We start from the raw sequence: 14,923 nt of genomic DNA, 5'->3' as shown, positions 1-14,923 counted from the left end.
CTTGCCGGTCATCTCCCACGTGACGTGCTTGATGCCGTTCTCGCAGATGTCGAGATGCAGCCCCTTCATGTCGTCCGGCCAGGCGCAGCCGGGACAGTCGAAGCCGCCGTTCTCGTGGTTCATCTTCAGGATCGCGCGCGGACCGTCCACCGCACGCTCCCGCAGCAGGAACCTGCTGACGCTCATGGCGGCGCCCCAGCCGGCTGCCGGGTGGTGGTACGGCTGGAAGGACGGCTTGCCCTCGGGAGCCTCGCCCACGTTCGGCACGAACGGCTCCCCCTCCTCCGTACCAGGGCGACCCTGTTCTTCACGGGAGGTAGTCACGGCTTTCACCCTTCACCGGTCCGGGAAAGGTGCCGCCCGGCACGGCGACACCTCAAAACAGGCTAAATGGGTTGATCCAGGAACGCGAGACGATCTGTCCCGACCCGCCCGCGAGACCGCCCACTCTCACTCTCCGTAGCAGATATACGGCGTACAGCGAGCTCGGACACGGGGTGCGCGGCGATCTCCGGGCCGGGCGCGCGGTCCGTCGGGCGGAGCCCGATTCTCGACACCGCGCCACCGGAACTCGTTGTGCGCTGGCCTCGATTGACTGCGCCGTGTAGCGTCACGCCGCAGAAGTCGTGGTTCGGCAGGGCGCCCGCATCATCAGGTGCGGGCGCCATGCTGTGGGTCGCGGCGCAGAGCAATTCACGGGCGGCACAGTGCGGCCCGTGAACGACCGAGAGGCAATGGCATGGCCAGCGGTACCGTGAAGTGGTTCAACGCCGAGAAGGGCTTCGGTTTCATTCAGCAGGACGGCGGCGGTCCGGACGTCTTCGCGCACTACTCCAACATCAACTCCTCCGGCTTCCGTGAGCTCCAGGAGGGCCAGTCCGTCACGTTCGACGTCACGCAGGGCCAGAAGGGCCCGCAGGCCGAGAACATCACGGTCGTCGCCTGATCCCGGCCGAACCACAGCGCGTGGCTCCCGGAACCCTCGGTTCCGGGAGCCACGCGCTCGCCGTTTCCCCACCCGTACGGCGGCCGGGGCGGGCCCTCGCGGCAGCCGTGGGGCTCACACGTCCGGCCGGTTTGTGCCCACCGTGATCATCCCGTTCGCCGGGTGCCCGGCGAGTTCGGGGAAGGGCATGGCCCTGCCGGGGTCGGCGGCGCCGTACAGGCCGCCGGGGTAACGGTTCTCCAGGAAGGGCAGCGGGTTGTCGGCGGCGTCCAGATGGTCGGCGTAACGTTTCACCGCATCCCGCACGGCACTGTGCTCCAGCGGCCGGAGCGGATCGGCCGCCGCCGGATCGAGGTCGGGCAGGCAGACAGTGAAGCGGCGGGCCATGAGACGGCAGACCGCGGGGTTGCGGGTCACCGACACCACGGTCTCCGCGCCGGTCACCTCCAGAAAACGGGCGAGAGCGAGCGCCCCGAGCCCCATCCCCTGGTACGCCGTGAGCGTGGCGCGGCCCTCGATGGACCACAGGCCGCTGTCGCCCGGTATCCGGTCGTAGAGACAGAATCCCGCGATACGGCCGTCGGCGTGGATGATCTGCGCGGCGAAGGATCTACCGAAACGTTTCTCCACCTCTTCCGCCATCACCTCGACCGAACGGCCGAAGGCGTCCGCTCCGATCCGGGCCAGTTCGGGGGCGTGCAGCCGGTGGAACTCCTCGGGGTCTCCTCTCCACTCCAGGGACGTGCGGGGGGTGTCGATGATCATGTCGTACTACTCCGGAGCAGGCGTTCCCGTACGAGACGCGGGCGGGGCCACGCGCTCAGCGCATGAACGAGCCGCCGTTGATGTCGAAGGTGGCCCCGGTGACGTAACCGGCGGCGTCCGAGGCCAGGTAGGCGGCGAGCGCCGCCACTTCCGCGGGCTGCCCGAGCCGTCCGACCGGGATCGCGCGCGACATGGCGGCACGCTCCTCGGCGCCGAGTCCGTCCATCACCGGCGTCTCGATCACGGCGGGGGCGACGGCGTTGACGGTCACCCCGTGCCCGGCCAGCTCGCGGGCGAAGATCTTGGTCAGTACGAGGATTCCGGCCTTGGAGGCCGAGTAGTGCGGCCCCATGAGCCGTCCGCCCTGCTGGCCCGCGAGCGAGGTCACGTTGACCACGCGGCCCCATCCCCGGTCGCGCATGGCGGGTGCGCACAGCCGCGTCAGTTGCAGGACTCCGCGCAGGTTGACGGCCATGACGGTGTCCCACTCGTCCTCCCGCACGTCCCAGATGGACGCGGGGACGGACAGGGCGGCGTTGTTGACCAGGATGTCCGGTGCCCGCCAGTGCTCCGTGACCCGGGCCACGGCCGCTCGCAGTGCCGGGGTGTCGGAGACGTCGGCGGCCAGGGGGAGCGCGGTCCGTCCGGTGGGGTCGAGGGCGAACGCGGTACGCCGTACGCCCTCATCGTCCCGGTCCAGGAGGGCCACCAGGGCGCCGGTGGCGTGGAGTTCGGCGGCGACGGCGGCACCGATGCCGCGGGCGGCTCCGGAGACGAGCGCGACGCGGGGGTGCTCGGCGGTGGGGGCGGGCGGGGTGTCCGGGGGTGCGGTGGGGGCTGTGTCTGTCGCGGCGGAGCGGTTGTCGAGAGTGGACGGCATGGTGGTGCGGTGGTGCCTTTCGCGTGGTGCAGGGGTGGTGCGGCGGTTCAGATGACGGGGCTGTCGGGGACCGGCCGGTTCAGCAGGACGCGGCCGTAGATCTCCCGCGTGACCTCGGAGCTGAACGACACGTGCCGGGAGGCGGTTTCGAGGTCGCGCCAGGCCCGCTGCGTGAACGACCCGTCGGCGAAGCCACCCGCGCCCGCGGTGTCCATCAGCTTGTCCACGGCGTCACGGGCGCAGCGCATGGCGAGGGTGCTGTCCAGCCGCATCCGGGCCCGCGTGGCGAGGTCGGGGCGCTCGCCCGCGCGGGACAGCTCGTCCAACTCGTCGGCCGCGCGCAGGACATGGAGCCAGGCCGTGTCGATGAGCATGGCGGCGTCCGCGACGTTCAACTGGTGCGCGACCGCGTCCGCCGCGTGGCCGTACAGCGCGGACGGCCTCCGTCGGCCGCCGGCCAGGCTGTCGATGACCCGCGCGAGCACGGCTTCGGCCAGTCCGACAGCCGTGCCGACGAGGGGCAGGTTGATGGAGAGCGGCACGGTGACACGCGGCTCCCCGGGGTACCTGCGGCGGCCGATGCCACCGGCCACCTCGACGTACGACAGCAGGCGCTCGGCCGGGACGGACACCTCGTCCGCCACCGCCGTCTCGCTGCCCGTGCCGCGCATCCCGGCGACGTACCAGGAGTCCTCGACATCGATGTCACCGATGGGCAGCAGCGCCAGGACCCGGTCACCGGTGCCCTCCTCGGGCGCCCGGAGGCCGAGCAGGGCCCATTCGGCGTGCCGGATGCCGGAGGCCCAGCCCCAGCGCCCGCCGATGACGGCACCGTCGTCGGTGTACCGCACGTTCCCCTGCGGCGAGACGGAGCCGCAGACGACGCTGTCGGGGTTGTGCTCCCAGATACTCCGCCGCACCTCCTCGGGGTACTGGGCGGCGAAGCGGGCGCCTCCGTAGGCGATGCCGGTGACCCAGGAACCCGATGCGCAGCCGTGGGCGAGGACGGCGCCTATCTCGGTGGCGATCCGCGCGGACGCCTCGTGGCCGCCGAAGACACGCGGTGTGGCCAGCCGAAGGAGACCGGCCTCGGTCAGCGCCTTCGCCACCGGCTCGGCGAGGCGGCGCGACGCCTCGGTCTCCTCGGCGTACGCGGCGAGCATCGGTACAACACCCTCCGCCGCGTCGAGCAGACGCGCTTCCTCGGCGGTCCGCCGACGGTCCGGCCTTCGGCTCGGGGCAGGGGAAAACATGACGGGTCTCCTTCTGGTCCGGTGGTGCGGGCCCGCTACGAGCGAAGCGGAACCTCCGGACGGCAGACCTACCTCCCTCACCACGAGGGCGGACCCGGCCGGAGTTCACCGTTCCGGCGGATTTCTCAGGATTTCTCGGGACGGGTCCTCGGGCATCCGCCGAACGCCTTCCCGGCCGCCGGGGACTGGGGACGGGTGACGGCTACGAGCGACGGCCACGGGCGACGGAGCAGGGCGACGGCCCTTTTCCAAACAGAGACGTTTGTTCGGGCCGGAACTGCGTACACGGTTTTCTGACACCGTCTTTACAAGGGAACGGAGAGCCACATGGGCATCCTCGCGTGGATCATCATCGGTCTGCTGGCCGGCGCCATCGCCAAGGCGATCATGCCGGGCAAGGACCCGGGCGGAATCATCATCACCATGCTCATCGGCATCGCGGGCGGTCTGCTGGGCGGCTGGCTCGGCAAGGTGATCTTCCACGTCGATTCCATCGACGGGTTCTTCGACCTCTCCACCTGGATCGCGGCGATCGTCGGCTCGCTGATCCTGCTGGCGCTCTACCGCCTCATCACGGGCAACCGGAGTTCGCACCGCCACGCCTGACACATCGTCGGCCCACGCGGCCGAACACGCCGATGGCTCCCTCCCCGGCAACGGGCGGGAGCCATCGGCGTGTTCGGGGCACGACAGATGGCACGGGGACGGCTTGCGGCTTGCGGCTTGCGGCTTGCGGCTTGCGGGCACAGGGCACGCGAAGTGCGGGGCATGCGGAGCGCGGGGCATACGGGAGCACGGGTCATACGAACGGACCCCGGAAGGGGCGTCGTCCGCCTCCCGGGGTCCTTCCGCACGCTCTCCCGCTGTGTGGCTATGCGGCGAGTTCCGGCTCCTCGCGCACCACCGCCGTACGGTCGGCGCAGTACTGCTCAAGCATCAAGTCGGCGGCGTGCAGAGCCCGTTCGATGGTCTGATTGCCGGTCATGACACACAGGGTGTACGAGGCGTCCTCCAGGGCGCGGCCGGTGCGGCCGGTGGGGCGTACGTCGTGCTCGATGCGCGCTTCGGCGAACCGGGCGAGAACCGTGCGCAGTTCTTTCTCCGCGGGCAGCAACATGGTCGTCCTCCATGCAACACCAGCTCGCGCGTGAACAGATGTCACGGCGAGAATCCAAGACTTCGTCAGTGGCGCCTTTGTCACTGGGAACGCCGAGTCACTCGGCTAACGGCGAATGCCCCCCACCGCGCGATTCACACCTTCTGCTCACACGTGCCCCGGAACAGAGACGGACCTCACACTCCGTCCGGTCCCTTCACAGGAAGCGCCGTACGGGGAGAACGGCAGTCTCCCGTACGCGCTGGACCGCCGCCCGGCGCCGCCAGCGAGCGGCGTCCATGAGGACGCTCCGCTCCAGATCCGTGTCGTAGTCACGGTCGAGGCGGGCGGTGAACTCCTCGTCCAGGACGGCGAGCATGACCTCTTCGTCGTGGTTCATGGAGCGGCGGTTGAAGTTGGTCGAGCCGATCAGTCCGGCGACGCCGTCCACGGTGATGATCTTCGCGTGCATCATCGTCGGCTGGTACTGGTGGATGCGGACGCCCGCGTCGAGGAGCTTGGCGTAGTGGCCCTGACCGGCCAACTGGCAGGCGCGCTGGTCGGTGTGGGGGCCGGGCAGCAGGATCTCGACCCGCACCCCGCGCCGTGCTGTCGCGCAGAGGAGGTCGGCGAAGTAGGTGTCCGGCGCGAAGTAGGCGGTGGCCAGCCGGAACCGTTCCTCGGCCGAGGTGAGAACAACCCGCATCAGCGTCTGCATGTCCTGCCAGCCCAGACTGGCCGAACCGCGCACCACCTGGACGATCGACGTGCCGGGCTGATCGTGCTCCACGAAGCGGTCCCGGTCGTCGTACAACTCGTCATGGCATTCCGCCCAGTTCTGCGCGAAGGCCGCCGCGATCCCGTCGAGCGCCGGGCCGCGCACCTGGACGTGGGTGTCGCGCCACTCGCCGGGGCCGCGGGCGTCGCCGCACCACTCCTCGGCGATACCCACACCACCGGTGAAGGCGGTGCGCTCGTCGATGATGAGGGCCTTGCGGTGACAGCGGTGGTTCTGCTTGAACGGCGACAGATACAACGGCTTGCGGAACCAGGCCACTTGGACGCCCGCGTCCTCCATCTCGGTCAGCAGGTCGCCCTCGATCTCCTTGGCGCCGAAGCCGTCCAGCAGCAGCCGTACGCGGACACCCGACCGGGCCCGCCCGGCGAGCGCGGTGGCGAAGTCGCGGGCGACCTGCCCCCGCCAGTACACGAACGTCATCATGTCGATCGTGTGCCGGGCCGACCGGATCGCAGTGAGCATCGCGGGAAAGATCTCGTCCCCGTTGCGCAGCGGCGTGAGTTCGTTCCCCTCGGTCGCCGCGACGCCGATGAGTCTCTCCAGCCGGCGTCTGAGCCGCTGTTTGCGCCGAGCCGCGTCGGTGTGCCCGTCCCGCTGCTCCGTGTCCGGGGTCACGATGGTCATGGATTGCCCTCCCAGGTGCCGTTCCTGGAGAGCGACTGCCCCTGGACGGGCGTCCGAAGCGGACTACCCGCGGCGGAAAACCTCCGCCACCGTCGTATTGAGCACGACGACGACCGCCACGACCACACCGGCGGCCTGTTCCCCGATGCCGTAGAGCGCGGCGGCCCCGCCGCCCAGCACCACGGCCTTGACGAGCAGGACGAGCGGCAGCCCCGGTCGCAGCCTGGCCCGTGGCGCGGCGAAGAGGGCCCAGAGTACGACGGCCACCAGCGGGGTGCCGATGCCCAGGAGGACGCGGACGGCGAGGGAGTCACCGGTGACGAATCGAAGCGCCGGCGATCATCAGCATGCCAGCCCGGCGCTCAACACACCTTTCCTTCACGCGACTTGATCGATTTCACGTGCACGGCTTCAGCGATACTCGAGTGCGTGGCGGTGTGGCCGGAGGCTCAGCCGCTCACAGCTCTCCCGCACGGGTCAGCGCGTCCGTGACGAGCCGGGTCGCGTAGTCCTCGTCCTCCGTCATCTTGTTGATGCGCTCCGCGAGCAGGACGGCGGTGGCTTCGAGGGGGTTCATCTCCTTCTCGGTCCAGGCACCGAACTGCTCCCGCCACAGGGTGGGGCTGAGATCGGTGGCGGCGGCGATCATCATTCCCGCCATCGTGGGGATGACCTCGGGAGGGTAGGTCTTGGTCATCATGCGCATCGTGGCCACCACCGTGGGCACCACGTGCTCGATGACGTCCTTGTCGTGGTCCTCGCAGGCCATGCGCAGCCATCTGGTGAACATGTAGATCAGCGTGCACACGCCGTTGATCAGCCCGTCGAGGCCGTCGCGTGCCAGGGAGGCGGCGTACTCGTCCAGCAGTTTCTGCTGCTCGGGGTCGATGTCCTGCGTGCGGTGGTAGATGGTCTTGAGCCGGGAATCGACCATCATGATCGCCGCTCCCACATCCCCGGTGGGAGCGTTCGACGGATCACAGGGCGAGATCACAGAGCTTCTCCTCAGGGGTCGAAGCGGCAGCGACTCACCTCCGTACGCTGGACCGCCGGTCGGCCGGAGGGCAGGCGAATGCCGAGGGAAGGCTTTCCAACGAGCGGGCGCTCATCCCTCGACGGCGCAAACTCATTCTTCCGAGGGAGGAGAGGGACGGACACGGCGAGGGGCGGCGTGCCCCGGCCGGGACAACCGCCCCCGGAGCACGCCTCGAACACCCGCACCCCGCGACCCGACTACATGGGACGCGGCTTGAGCAGCGCGAACGGTGCGCCCTGCGGGTCCGCGACGACGGCCATGCGGCCCGCGACCATGTCGAACGGCGGGGCGAGGACCGTACCGTTCCGCTTGACCAGGGCGTCCACGGCGGAATCGACGTCGTCCACCGCGAAGTAGGTCAGCCAGTGGGTGGGGGTGCCGGGCGGGTCGTTGTCCACCTGGGTGACCCCGCCGACGGTGCGACCGCCGACCTTCATCTCCCAGTACGCCTCGGAGCCCTCCATCTCCTCGATGGTGATGCCGAACGCCTCGCCGTAGAAGGCGGTCGCGGCCAGGACGTCGCTGGTGTGCAGCTCGTTCCAGAGCAGCGCGCCTGCCTCGTTGACGATCTGCGCGCCGGGGAACTCGCGGGCCTGCCAGACGCCGAACACCGCGCCCTGCGGGTCGGCGGCGACGAGCATCCGGCCGAGGTCGCCGACGTCCATCACGGGCACGAGGAGCGTGCCTCCGGCGGCGACGATCGCGTCCTGGGTGGCCTGGGCGTCGGTGGTGGCCAGGTAGCTGGTCCAGACGGTCGGCGGCTCCGGCTGCCCCTCGGGCGCCATCGCGGGGCCGATACCGGCCACGGCCTTGCCCCGCAGCTCGCACACCGCGTACCCGCCGAACTCGGCCGGGCCCGCCTGCCCCTGCCAGCCGAGCAGGTCGCGGTAGAAGTCCAGCGCGGCCTGCTGGTCCTTCGCCATCAGGTCGGTCCAGCACGGAGTGCCGGTCGCGTACGGGGTCGTGATCTCGGGCATGCCTCGCTCCTTCTGTCCGGTCGGACATGACAGAAGCCACGATTCCGCCGTAACCGGCGGCTCACCATTCGACGGGCCTCACGGAGGGCCGTACGGCACGGGGAGGCGAGGACGGGGCGTGGGCGGAGCGGGGGCCGGGGCTCGGGTCAGCCTGCCGCGATGCCGCCGAGTACGAGGTCGATCCCGGCGAGGAACTGCTCACGGTCGTCGTGCTCGCGCACCTGGTCGGCGACCGCCCGCATGAACGGGAACTCCTCGGGATCCAGTTCGTCCCACCGGGTGGAGACGGCGTCGAGGAAGGCGGCCCGGTCCGTGTCCGGGGCCGCCGCGCGGGCGTTCGCCGCGTTCTGTCCGGCGGCTCCGAGGATGTAGTGGACCAGCACCGAAGTCGAGACGAACCACGTGTTCTCGGGCGCGCCGAGGGCGCGGACCCGGCGGCCGATGCTCTCGAAGATGCGCGGGGTGACCGACTCCCAGGGGTTGCGGGAGAGCTGGGCGGCGAGTTGCGCGGCGAGCCAGGGGTGCGCGTCGATCGCGTCGAACAGTCCGAGCGCGACGGCGTGGATACCCTCCCGCGGTGAGGCGGTGGAGTCGCCGGGCGCCGCGCCCAGCGCCGCCGTGACGACCTCGTCGGTGGCGGCGTCGAGCAGTTCGCCCTTGTTGGCCACATGCCAGTAGACCGCGCCGGGCCCGGTGGCGAGGCGCTCGGTCAGCGCCCGGAACGTCAGCCCGCCCTCGCCCGCCGTGTCCAGCAGTTCGACGGCGGTCTCGACGATGCGCGCACGGGTGAGCGCTTCTGTACGCCGCTGGGTCCGGCGGGGCCGCGTGGTCATGGGGTCATCTTGACACGGGTGGAGCGACGTTCCAACATGGAGCGACGTTCCATTGTGGAACGCCATTCCAGCACCGGGCCCGGCGGCCACGCCCGCAGCCCGCCGCCACACGCCCTGCTGGAACCACCCGCAATCACCCCGAGGAGCCCCCATGCCCACTCCCGTCACGATCGTCGGCGCCGGACTCGGCGGCCTGACCCTGGCCCGCGTCCTCCACCTGCATGGCATAGAGGCGACTGTCTACGAAGCGGAGGCGTCCCCCACCGCGCGCGGGCAGGGCGGGATGCTCGACCTCCACGAGGGCACCGGCCAGGCGGCCGTGGAAGCGGCGGGCCTGACCGCCGAGTTCAGGGCGCTCGTCCTGGCGGGCAGGCAGGCCACCCGCGTCGTGGCCCCGGACGGCACCGTCCTCCTCGACCAGCCCGACGACGGCACCGGCGGACGCCCCGAGGTTCAGCGCGGCGAGCTGCGCGGGATGCTGATCGACGCGCTCCCGCCGGGCACCGTCCGCTGGGGACACAAGGTGAGCGGCGTGCGCTCGCTGGGCGGGGGGCGTCACGAGGTGGTGTTCGCCGACGCCACGAGCGTGACCACGGACCTCCTGGTCGGCGCGGACGGCGCCTGGTCCCGCGTCCGCCCGCTGCTCTCCGACGCGACCCCGACGTACGCGGGGCGTTCGTTCGTGGAGACCTACCTCTACGACGCGGGCACCCGCCACCCCGCTTCCGCGAAGGTCGTCGGCGGCGGCTCCCTGTCCGCCCTCACGCCGGGCAAGGGCATCCAGGCCCACCACGAGAGCGGCGGCACCCTGCACACCTACGTGGCGCTGTCCAAGCCGCTCGCGTGGTTCGCGGAGATCGATTTCACCGACCCGGTGGCCTCAACCGCCGCCGTGGCAGCGGAGTTCCGGGGCTGGTCCCCCGAACTGACCAGTCTCATAACCGACTCGGACACACCCCCGGTCCTGCGCCCCCTCAATGCCCTTCCCGCAGACCACCGCTGGGACCGCACCCCCGGCGTCACCCTCCTCGGCGACGCCGCCCACCTCGCCGTCCCCAACGGCGAGGGCGCCAACCTCGCCATGTACGACGCCACCGAACTCGCCACCGCCCTGGCAGCCCACCCGCACGCCCCCGAAACAGCCCTCACCGCCTACGAGCAGGCCATGTTCCCCCGCAGCACCACGGCCGCGAGGGACGGCGAAGACCTCCAGAACCTCTTGTTCGGCCCGGACACGCCGCGCGGCCTGATCAGGATGCTGGCAGGCAAGTGAGCCGGGTCGAGCGGGAGGACCGCGTGCCGGGCCGGGCTCCCGTGGGTCAGCCGCGGGGGCTGCTGATCCGGTCCGGCTCGATCACGTAGATCAGCCGGACCTGGTCCCGGCCCCCGAACCACGGATACGGCCGGCCGAGGTACTTCTGGGCCAGCGCCTCGATGTGTTCGACGGCGCCGTGCTTCGTGATGTGCACGACCCGGCCCCGGATCTGGGTGTACGAGGACGGGTCGGCGGGGTCGGAGACGGCCACGGCGACGCGCGGGTCGCGCTCGATGTTGCGGGTCTTCTGGTGCGACTCGACGCTGTTGATCAGAATGTTCTTGCCATCGGTGTCCACCCAGGTCTGGGTGAGCTGGGGCGAGCCGTCGGGCATGGTGGTGGCGATGTAGCAGGTGGCGGGGCGACGCAGCAGCGCCAGCAGGTCGTCGCCGAGGGGTACGGTCACGGAGTTCTCCACGGGTCGGGCGTGTACTGCGGCCACCGTAGACCCGGCCCGGTCATGGGCGGAGCCCGCCACCCGGTCGCAGGAGTACCCGCCGGTACGATCTCCCTCATGTCGAGAGACGAGACCGATCCCGACGCGGATCTCTCGGACACACCAACTCCCGCCGGGACGCACCCACTTCATATACTTGATGATTCGATCAACGGGCAGCGGTCCGTGCTCGTGGCCGTACGGTCGGCAGGGGCTCTGCACCGGCTGCTGGACGCCCTCCCCGTCTTCGACGGCGACGAACGCGTCCGCGTGCGCTTCACCCTCGTACCCGGCTCGGCATTCGACGTGGACGCGCTGGCCGCGCTGGACCGGTCAGGGGCCCGCACGCTCCCCTGGGACGCCGCCTGCCGTGAGGTGCACGACCTGATCCTGACGGCGAGCCCGAAGGGCCCGCTCCGCGTCCTGTCCGGGCCGCGGGCGCTACTGCCGCACGGAGCGGGGTTCAACAAGGCGATCCTCGAGGAGGGTTCGCCGGGCCTGCCGTCGGGCCTGGACCCGCACTACCTGCTGGCGGACGGCAAGCCGTGGGCGGATCTGTACGCACTCGCGCACGGCGAGCAGTTGGACCGGCTGCACCGCTCCTGCCCCGAGGCAGCCGCCCGGGCGGAGGTGATCGGGGACCCCACCCTGGACCGCGTCCTCACCTCCGCGAACCGCAGGGAGCACTACCGGGAGGCGCTCGGCACCGGCGACCGCGAACTCGTCGCCCTCACCTCGACCTGGGGCCCCGAGTCCCTGCTCGTACAACACCCTCACCTGTTGCGGGAGTTGACCGACACCCTCCCCCACGACACCTACCAGCTCGCCCTGATCCTGCACCCGAACGCGCACAGCACGACCGGTCACTTCGACCTCACCCGGCAACTCGAACCCGCCCTCGCCGCCGGTCTCGTGGTCGCCGAGGCGTACGAGGAGTGGGCGTCGGTGCTGATCGCGGCGGACGCGGTGCTGACGGACCACGGCTCGACGGCGCTCTACGCGGCGGCGTTGGGCCGACCCGTCGTCGGGGTGCACCGCGCGGGCCGCGAACTGGTCCCCGGCAGCCCGATGGCACACCTGCTCGCCCACGTGCCCCGCATGACCTCACCGGACGACCTCGAACGGTGCCTCAAGGAAGCCAAGTTGACCGACACGGCCGCGCTCGCACGGCACGCGTTCGACGGACACGGCAGCTCCCTGGCCCGCCTGCGGCACCGGCTCTACGGCCTGCTCGGTCTCACCCCGTACGACGTTCCGGTGGAGCCGCGTCCGCTCCCCCGGCCGGGCAGCGTGCCGCGCCGCCCCGACGTGTTCGCGGTGCGGGCCGAAGTGTCGGACGAGCGGGTGCGGGTGACCCGGCTGCCGGTGCGCAGCGCGGCGTACGTGCACCATCTGGCCGCCGAGTGCGAGCGCGCGGCGCCGCACCACGTGGGCAACGCGGCCGTGCTGTGGCGCCGGGCTCCGTCCGGCCCACCGGTCGCGCCGGGCGGCACCTGGACCGCCGGGGGGCTGGACCGGGCGGGCCCTGTCCGAGCACCCCCGGTGCCGGACGGCGGCGGCGGTGCTGACCCCCGCCCGTGTCCTGGTCCGGCACCGCGCGCACGGCGTGCTGAGCGTCCGCGTCGAGCCGGTGCGGACCGGCAGCCGGGTCCTGCGCGCCGACCCGGCGGCCGTCGTCTCGGCGGTGCACGCCTGGCTGGGCGCCGCCACCGGCCCACCGCCGACGCCCGCGTCACTCGTCTGCGAGGTCGGCCCGCTGGCGGTCCGGGTGCGGATGATGGCGGCGACCGAGGACGACCTCGGCTACGAGTTGTGACCGTCCTGCGGCAGGCCGCCCGCGTTCTCGGACAACTCCCGTGCCAGCGAACGGTATTCGGCGGCCCCGGCGGTGTCGTCGCGCTCGTCGGCGAGGGCGGCGAGTTCGCCGAGGACGCGGGTCTCCTCGTAGGTGGCCCCGCGTGCGCGGGCGGCCTCCAGGGCGGCGAGCGCCTGGATTTCGGCCTCCGCTCGGCGGCCGACGTGCCGCAGGGCCCGGGCGTACTCGAATCCGGCGCGCTCGGTCATCCGCTCCCGCCGCTGCTCCTGGGCCATCGTGTGTGCCTCGCCCAGCAGTTGGACGGCCGTCTCTCCGTCGCCCCGGTTCATCGCGTTGCGCCCGAGGAGGTACGTCTGGAGCAGGACGCCGTAGATGTTGCCGATCTCGGCGTGCACCGCGCGGGACGCCGCGAAGTCGGCGGCGGCGCCGTCCCAGTCGCCGCGTGCCGACTTCACCAGACCCCGGAACTCGACGGTGGACGCCCCGAGTTTGCGCTCGGCGGTCGAATCGCCCAGTGAGGCGGTCGAGTTGACGGCGTGCCGCATGAGGTCGGCGGCTTCGTCGTACTGACCCTGCTCCCACAGGGGGCGGGCGAGCTGGCAGCGCATCCGGATCATCGCCGGGAGGTGTTCGCAGCGGTCGGCGGCGGCGACTCCGGTGCGAAAGGCGTCGGTGATCTCCGCGTAGTGGCGGTGGTCGAGGAAGTACGTCCACAGTGGCTCGCACAACGCCCAGGCGTCCTCGTACAGTTCGGCCGCGAAGGCGAGGCGGACGCAGCCGTGGAGGGCGTGGCGTTCGGTGTGCAGCCAGGTCCGCGCCGCCGCGTTGTCGGGGAACGCGACGTCCACCGCCTCGGGGCCGTACGGCGCGGGCAGGGCGGCGAAGGTCATGCGGGTCCCGGCGACCGTCAGGTCGGCGCGGGCGGCCTGACGGCGGTACCAGCCGATCAGCCGTCGGCGTGCGTCGGCGGCCTCCGTACCGGCCGGGTCCGCCTCGCGGGCGCGTCGCTCGGCGTGGCCGCGCAGCAGGCCGTGCAGGCGGTAGGCGTCCTCCCGGCCCTCCAGGAGTCCGGCGGACTCCAGTTCCTCCAACGTGTCCGCGCCCGTCTCGGGGTCCGCGGCGAGCAGCGCGGCGGCCACGTCGGGGGTGAGGTCGGGGGCGGGGTGCTGCGGGAGCAGCCGGTACAGTCGGCGGGCCCGCTCGTCCAGGCCGGTGTAGGCGGCGTCCCACACCGCTTCGACCATCGGGATGCCCTTCTCGTGCAGTTCCGCGGTGAGTTCGGCCACCAGCCGGGACAGGCCGCGTCTGCGGTAGCGGCGCACCCAGTGCCCGGCGACCTGGAGTGCGGCGGGCAACCCTTCGCATCCGTCGGCGAGTTCGGCCAGGGCGTCGGGCTCGGCGCTGAATCTCGGGTCGTCCACGATCCGGCCGAGCAGCCGGGCCGCGTCCGCCGAGGAGAGCCGGGCGAGGGGCACTTCCACGAAGGACGCGCCGGGCAGGTCGTGCAGCGGGCCGTGACTCGTGACGATCAGCAGACTGCCCGCACCGGCCGGGAGCAGATCCCCGACCTCGTGTCCGAACCGGGCGTTGTCCACGACGACCAGCAGTTTCTTCTCGCGGGTCAGCGTCCAGAACTGCTTCTTGCGGCCCGCGGGCGAGTGCTGCACCCAGTCCGGCTCGATCTTCAGGCCGTCCAGGAGTTCCGCGAGGACGTCGCCGCTCTCCACGACGCCGTCCCGCCGGAAGTCGTCCAGATCGACGCACAGCACACCGCCTGGGTAGCGGTCGCTCAGGTTCCGCGCCACATGGAAGCCCAGCGTCGTCTTGCCGATGCCGCCGATACCGGTCACGGAGACCACGAGCGGGCCGCCGCCCGCCGGGTGCGCGTCCACGGCCCGCGCGATCCGGTCCTGTTCGGCCGTACGGTTCTCGAACACGAAGCATTCCGGCGGAAGTTGATAGGGCGCCGGGCGGGCGGCGGGTGCCGGACCGTGTATGTGCTGGTGCATTTCCCCGATGCGTCCGGCTTGGACCACCACTTCGGCCCGTCCGTCCAGGCTGTTGCGCGTCTCCTCACCCATGCGGCAACACTATTGCCTGGCAATGGAGATGACGGGGCGACAGACCAGTGCTTCCGGCCACTCGAC

14 protein-coding genes and 2 pseudogenes are annotated in these 14,923 nt (G+C 71.3%); 4 read left to right on the top strand and 12 right to left on the bottom strand.

The window, feature by feature from the left end; all coding sequences use genetic code 11:
- Window positions 1-267 (bottom strand): annotated as a pseudogene (locus KUM39_RS22725) (FdhF/YdeP family oxidoreductase); the annotation flags it as partial.
- Window positions 268-739: 472 nt separating this feature from the next.
- Between KUM39_RS22725 and KUM39_RS22720 the strand changes: the two are divergent.
- On the top strand, window positions 740-946 hold the full coding sequence (locus KUM39_RS22720; RefSeq protein WP_190016681.1) for a cold-shock protein: 207 nt from the start codon (window positions 740-742) through the stop codon (window positions 944-946).
- Between the two features lie 114 nt (window positions 947-1,060).
- Here the strand turns inward: KUM39_RS22720 and KUM39_RS22715 are convergent, their stop codons facing one another.
- The 3 genes from KUM39_RS22715 to KUM39_RS22705 are packed head-to-tail and all read right to left on the bottom strand — an operon-like array spanning window position 1,061 to window position 3,844.
- Complete coding sequence (locus tag KUM39_RS22715; RefSeq protein WP_217787610.1) at window positions 1,061-1,711, bottom strand: GNAT family N-acetyltransferase; 651 nt, start codon at window positions 1,709-1,711, stop codon at window positions 1,061-1,063.
- 55 nt (window positions 1,712-1,766) lie between these two features.
- Complete coding sequence (locus tag KUM39_RS22710; RefSeq protein ID WP_217787609.1) at window positions 1,767-2,591, bottom strand: SDR family oxidoreductase; 825 nt, start codon at window positions 2,589-2,591, stop codon at window positions 1,767-1,769.
- A gap of 47 nt (window positions 2,592-2,638) precedes the next feature.
- On the bottom strand, window positions 2,639-3,844 hold the full coding sequence (locus KUM39_RS22705) for an acyl-CoA dehydrogenase family protein (RefSeq protein ID WP_217787608.1): 1,206 nt from the start codon (window positions 3,842-3,844) through the stop codon (window positions 2,639-2,641).
- A gap of 327 nt (window positions 3,845-4,171) precedes the next feature.
- Here KUM39_RS22705 and KUM39_RS22700 point away from each other — a divergent pair, with 327 nt between their 5' ends.
- A complete protein-coding gene (locus KUM39_RS22700; protein ID WP_217787607.1) occupies window positions 4,172-4,450 on the top strand; it encodes a GlsB/YeaQ/YmgE family stress response membrane protein in 279 nt (92 codons plus the stop codon).
- Window positions 4,451-4,715: 265 nt separating this feature from the next.
- Here the strand turns inward: KUM39_RS22700 and KUM39_RS22695 are convergent, their stop codons facing one another.
- The 6 genes and pseudogenes from KUM39_RS22695 to KUM39_RS22670 form a co-directional block, all read right to left on the bottom strand.
- Window positions 4,716-4,961: a DUF5133 domain-containing protein gene (locus KUM39_RS22695; protein ID WP_217787606.1), complete on the bottom strand. Its 246-nt coding sequence runs from the start codon at window positions 4,959-4,961 to the stop codon at window positions 4,716-4,718.
- Between the two features lie 196 nt (window positions 4,962-5,157).
- Window positions 5,158-6,363, bottom strand: coding sequence for a phospholipase D-like domain-containing protein (locus KUM39_RS22690; protein ID WP_217787605.1), 1,206 nt, complete (start codon window positions 6,361-6,363; stop codon window positions 5,158-5,160).
- Window positions 6,364-6,426: 63 nt separating this feature from the next.
- Window positions 6,427-6,675, bottom strand: a pseudogene (locus KUM39_RS22685) (DUF2568 domain-containing protein); the annotation flags it as partial.
- A 145-nt stretch (window positions 6,676-6,820) separates the two neighbouring features.
- Complete coding sequence (locus tag KUM39_RS22680) at window positions 6,821-7,300, bottom strand: hypothetical protein (protein ID WP_246620580.1); 480 nt, start codon at window positions 7,298-7,300, stop codon at window positions 6,821-6,823.
- 296 nt (window positions 7,301-7,596) lie between these two features.
- Window positions 7,597-8,376 carry a VOC family protein gene (locus tag KUM39_RS22675; protein ID WP_217787603.1) on the bottom strand — a complete coding sequence of 260 codons (780 nt, stop codon included), beginning with the start codon at window positions 8,374-8,376 and terminating at the stop codon, window positions 7,597-7,599.
- Window positions 8,377-8,522: 146 nt separating this feature from the next.
- Window positions 8,523-9,209, bottom strand: a complete 687-nt coding sequence (locus KUM39_RS22670; protein WP_217787602.1) for a TetR/AcrR family transcriptional regulator — start codon at window positions 9,207-9,209, stop codon at window positions 8,523-8,525.
- Window positions 9,210-9,360: 151 nt separating this feature from the next.
- Here KUM39_RS22670 and KUM39_RS22665 point away from each other — a divergent pair, with 151 nt between their 5' ends.
- On the top strand, window positions 9,361-10,482 hold the full coding sequence (locus tag KUM39_RS22665) for an FAD-dependent oxidoreductase (protein ID WP_217787601.1): 1,122 nt from the start codon (window positions 9,361-9,363) through the stop codon (window positions 10,480-10,482).
- Window positions 10,483-10,528: 46 nt separating this feature from the next.
- On the opposite strand, the gene KUM39_RS22660 is transcribed toward KUM39_RS22665, so the two are convergent.
- Window positions 10,529-10,930, bottom strand: coding sequence for a PPOX class F420-dependent oxidoreductase (locus tag KUM39_RS22660; RefSeq protein WP_217787600.1), 402 nt, complete (start codon window positions 10,928-10,930; stop codon window positions 10,529-10,531).
- Window positions 10,931-12,521: 1,591 nt separating this feature from the next.
- On the opposite strand from KUM39_RS22660, the gene KUM39_RS28880 reads away from it, so the two are divergent.
- Window positions 12,522-12,776, top strand: coding sequence for a hypothetical protein (locus KUM39_RS28880; RefSeq protein ID WP_308288209.1), 255 nt, complete (start codon window positions 12,522-12,524; stop codon window positions 12,774-12,776).
- Here KUM39_RS28880 and KUM39_RS22650 read toward each other — a convergent pair.
- Entirely contained in the window at window positions 12,764-14,857 is a 2,094-nt protein-coding gene (locus KUM39_RS22650) for a P-loop NTPase family protein (RefSeq protein WP_217787599.1), read from the bottom strand. The genes KUM39_RS28880 and KUM39_RS22650 overlap by 13 nt on opposite strands.
- Between the last annotated feature and the right edge of the window lie 66 nt (window positions 14,858-14,923).

It is taken from the genome of Streptomyces corallincola (assembly GCF_019104725.1).
GTDB lineage: Bacteria > Actinomycetota > Actinomycetes > Streptomycetales > Streptomycetaceae > Streptomyces > Streptomyces corallincola.
The sequence above is the reverse complement of the archived record's forward strand: the minus strand, read 5'-3'. Positions and strand labels throughout refer to the sequence as shown.

Bases quoted from the DNA above. Each gene is read 5' to 3' on its own strand.
- KUM39_RS22720 (WP_190016681.1), top strand. From the start codon at position 740: ATGGCCAGCGGTACCGTGAAGTGGTTCAACGCCGAGAAGGGCTTCGGT.
- KUM39_RS22715 (WP_217787610.1), bottom strand. From the start codon at position 1,711: ATGATCATCGACACCCCCCGCACGTCCCTGGAGTGGAGAGGAGACCCC.
- KUM39_RS22710 (WP_217787609.1), bottom strand. From the start codon at position 2,591: ATGCCGTCCACTCTCGACAACCGCTCCGCCGCGACAGACACAGCCCCC.
- KUM39_RS22705 (WP_217787608.1), bottom strand. From the start codon at position 3,844: ATGTTTTCCCCTGCCCCGAGCCGAAGGCCGGACCGTCGGCGGACCGCC.
- KUM39_RS22700 (WP_217787607.1), top strand. From the start codon at position 4,172: ATGGGCATCCTCGCGTGGATCATCATCGGTCTGCTGGCCGGCGCCATC.
- KUM39_RS22695 (WP_217787606.1), bottom strand. From the start codon at position 4,961: ATGTTGCTGCCCGCGGAGAAAGAACTGCGCACGGTTCTCGCCCGGTTC.
- KUM39_RS22690 (WP_217787605.1), bottom strand. From the start codon at position 6,363: ATGACCATCGTGACCCCGGACACGGAGCAGCGGGACGGGCACACCGAC.
- KUM39_RS22680 (WP_246620580.1), bottom strand. From the start codon at position 7,300: ATGATGGTCGATTCCCGGCTCAAGACCATCTACCACCGCACGCAGGAC.
- KUM39_RS22675 (WP_217787603.1), bottom strand. From the start codon at position 8,376: ATGCCCGAGATCACGACCCCGTACGCGACCGGCACTCCGTGCTGGACC.
- KUM39_RS22670 (WP_217787602.1), bottom strand. From the start codon at position 9,209: ATGACCACGCGGCCCCGCCGGACCCAGCGGCGTACAGAAGCGCTCACC.
- KUM39_RS22665 (WP_217787601.1), top strand. From the start codon at position 9,361: ATGCCCACTCCCGTCACGATCGTCGGCGCCGGACTCGGCGGCCTGACC.
- KUM39_RS22650 (WP_217787599.1), bottom strand. From the start codon at position 14,857: ATGGGTGAGGAGACGCGCAACAGCCTGGACGGACGGGCCGAAGTGGTG.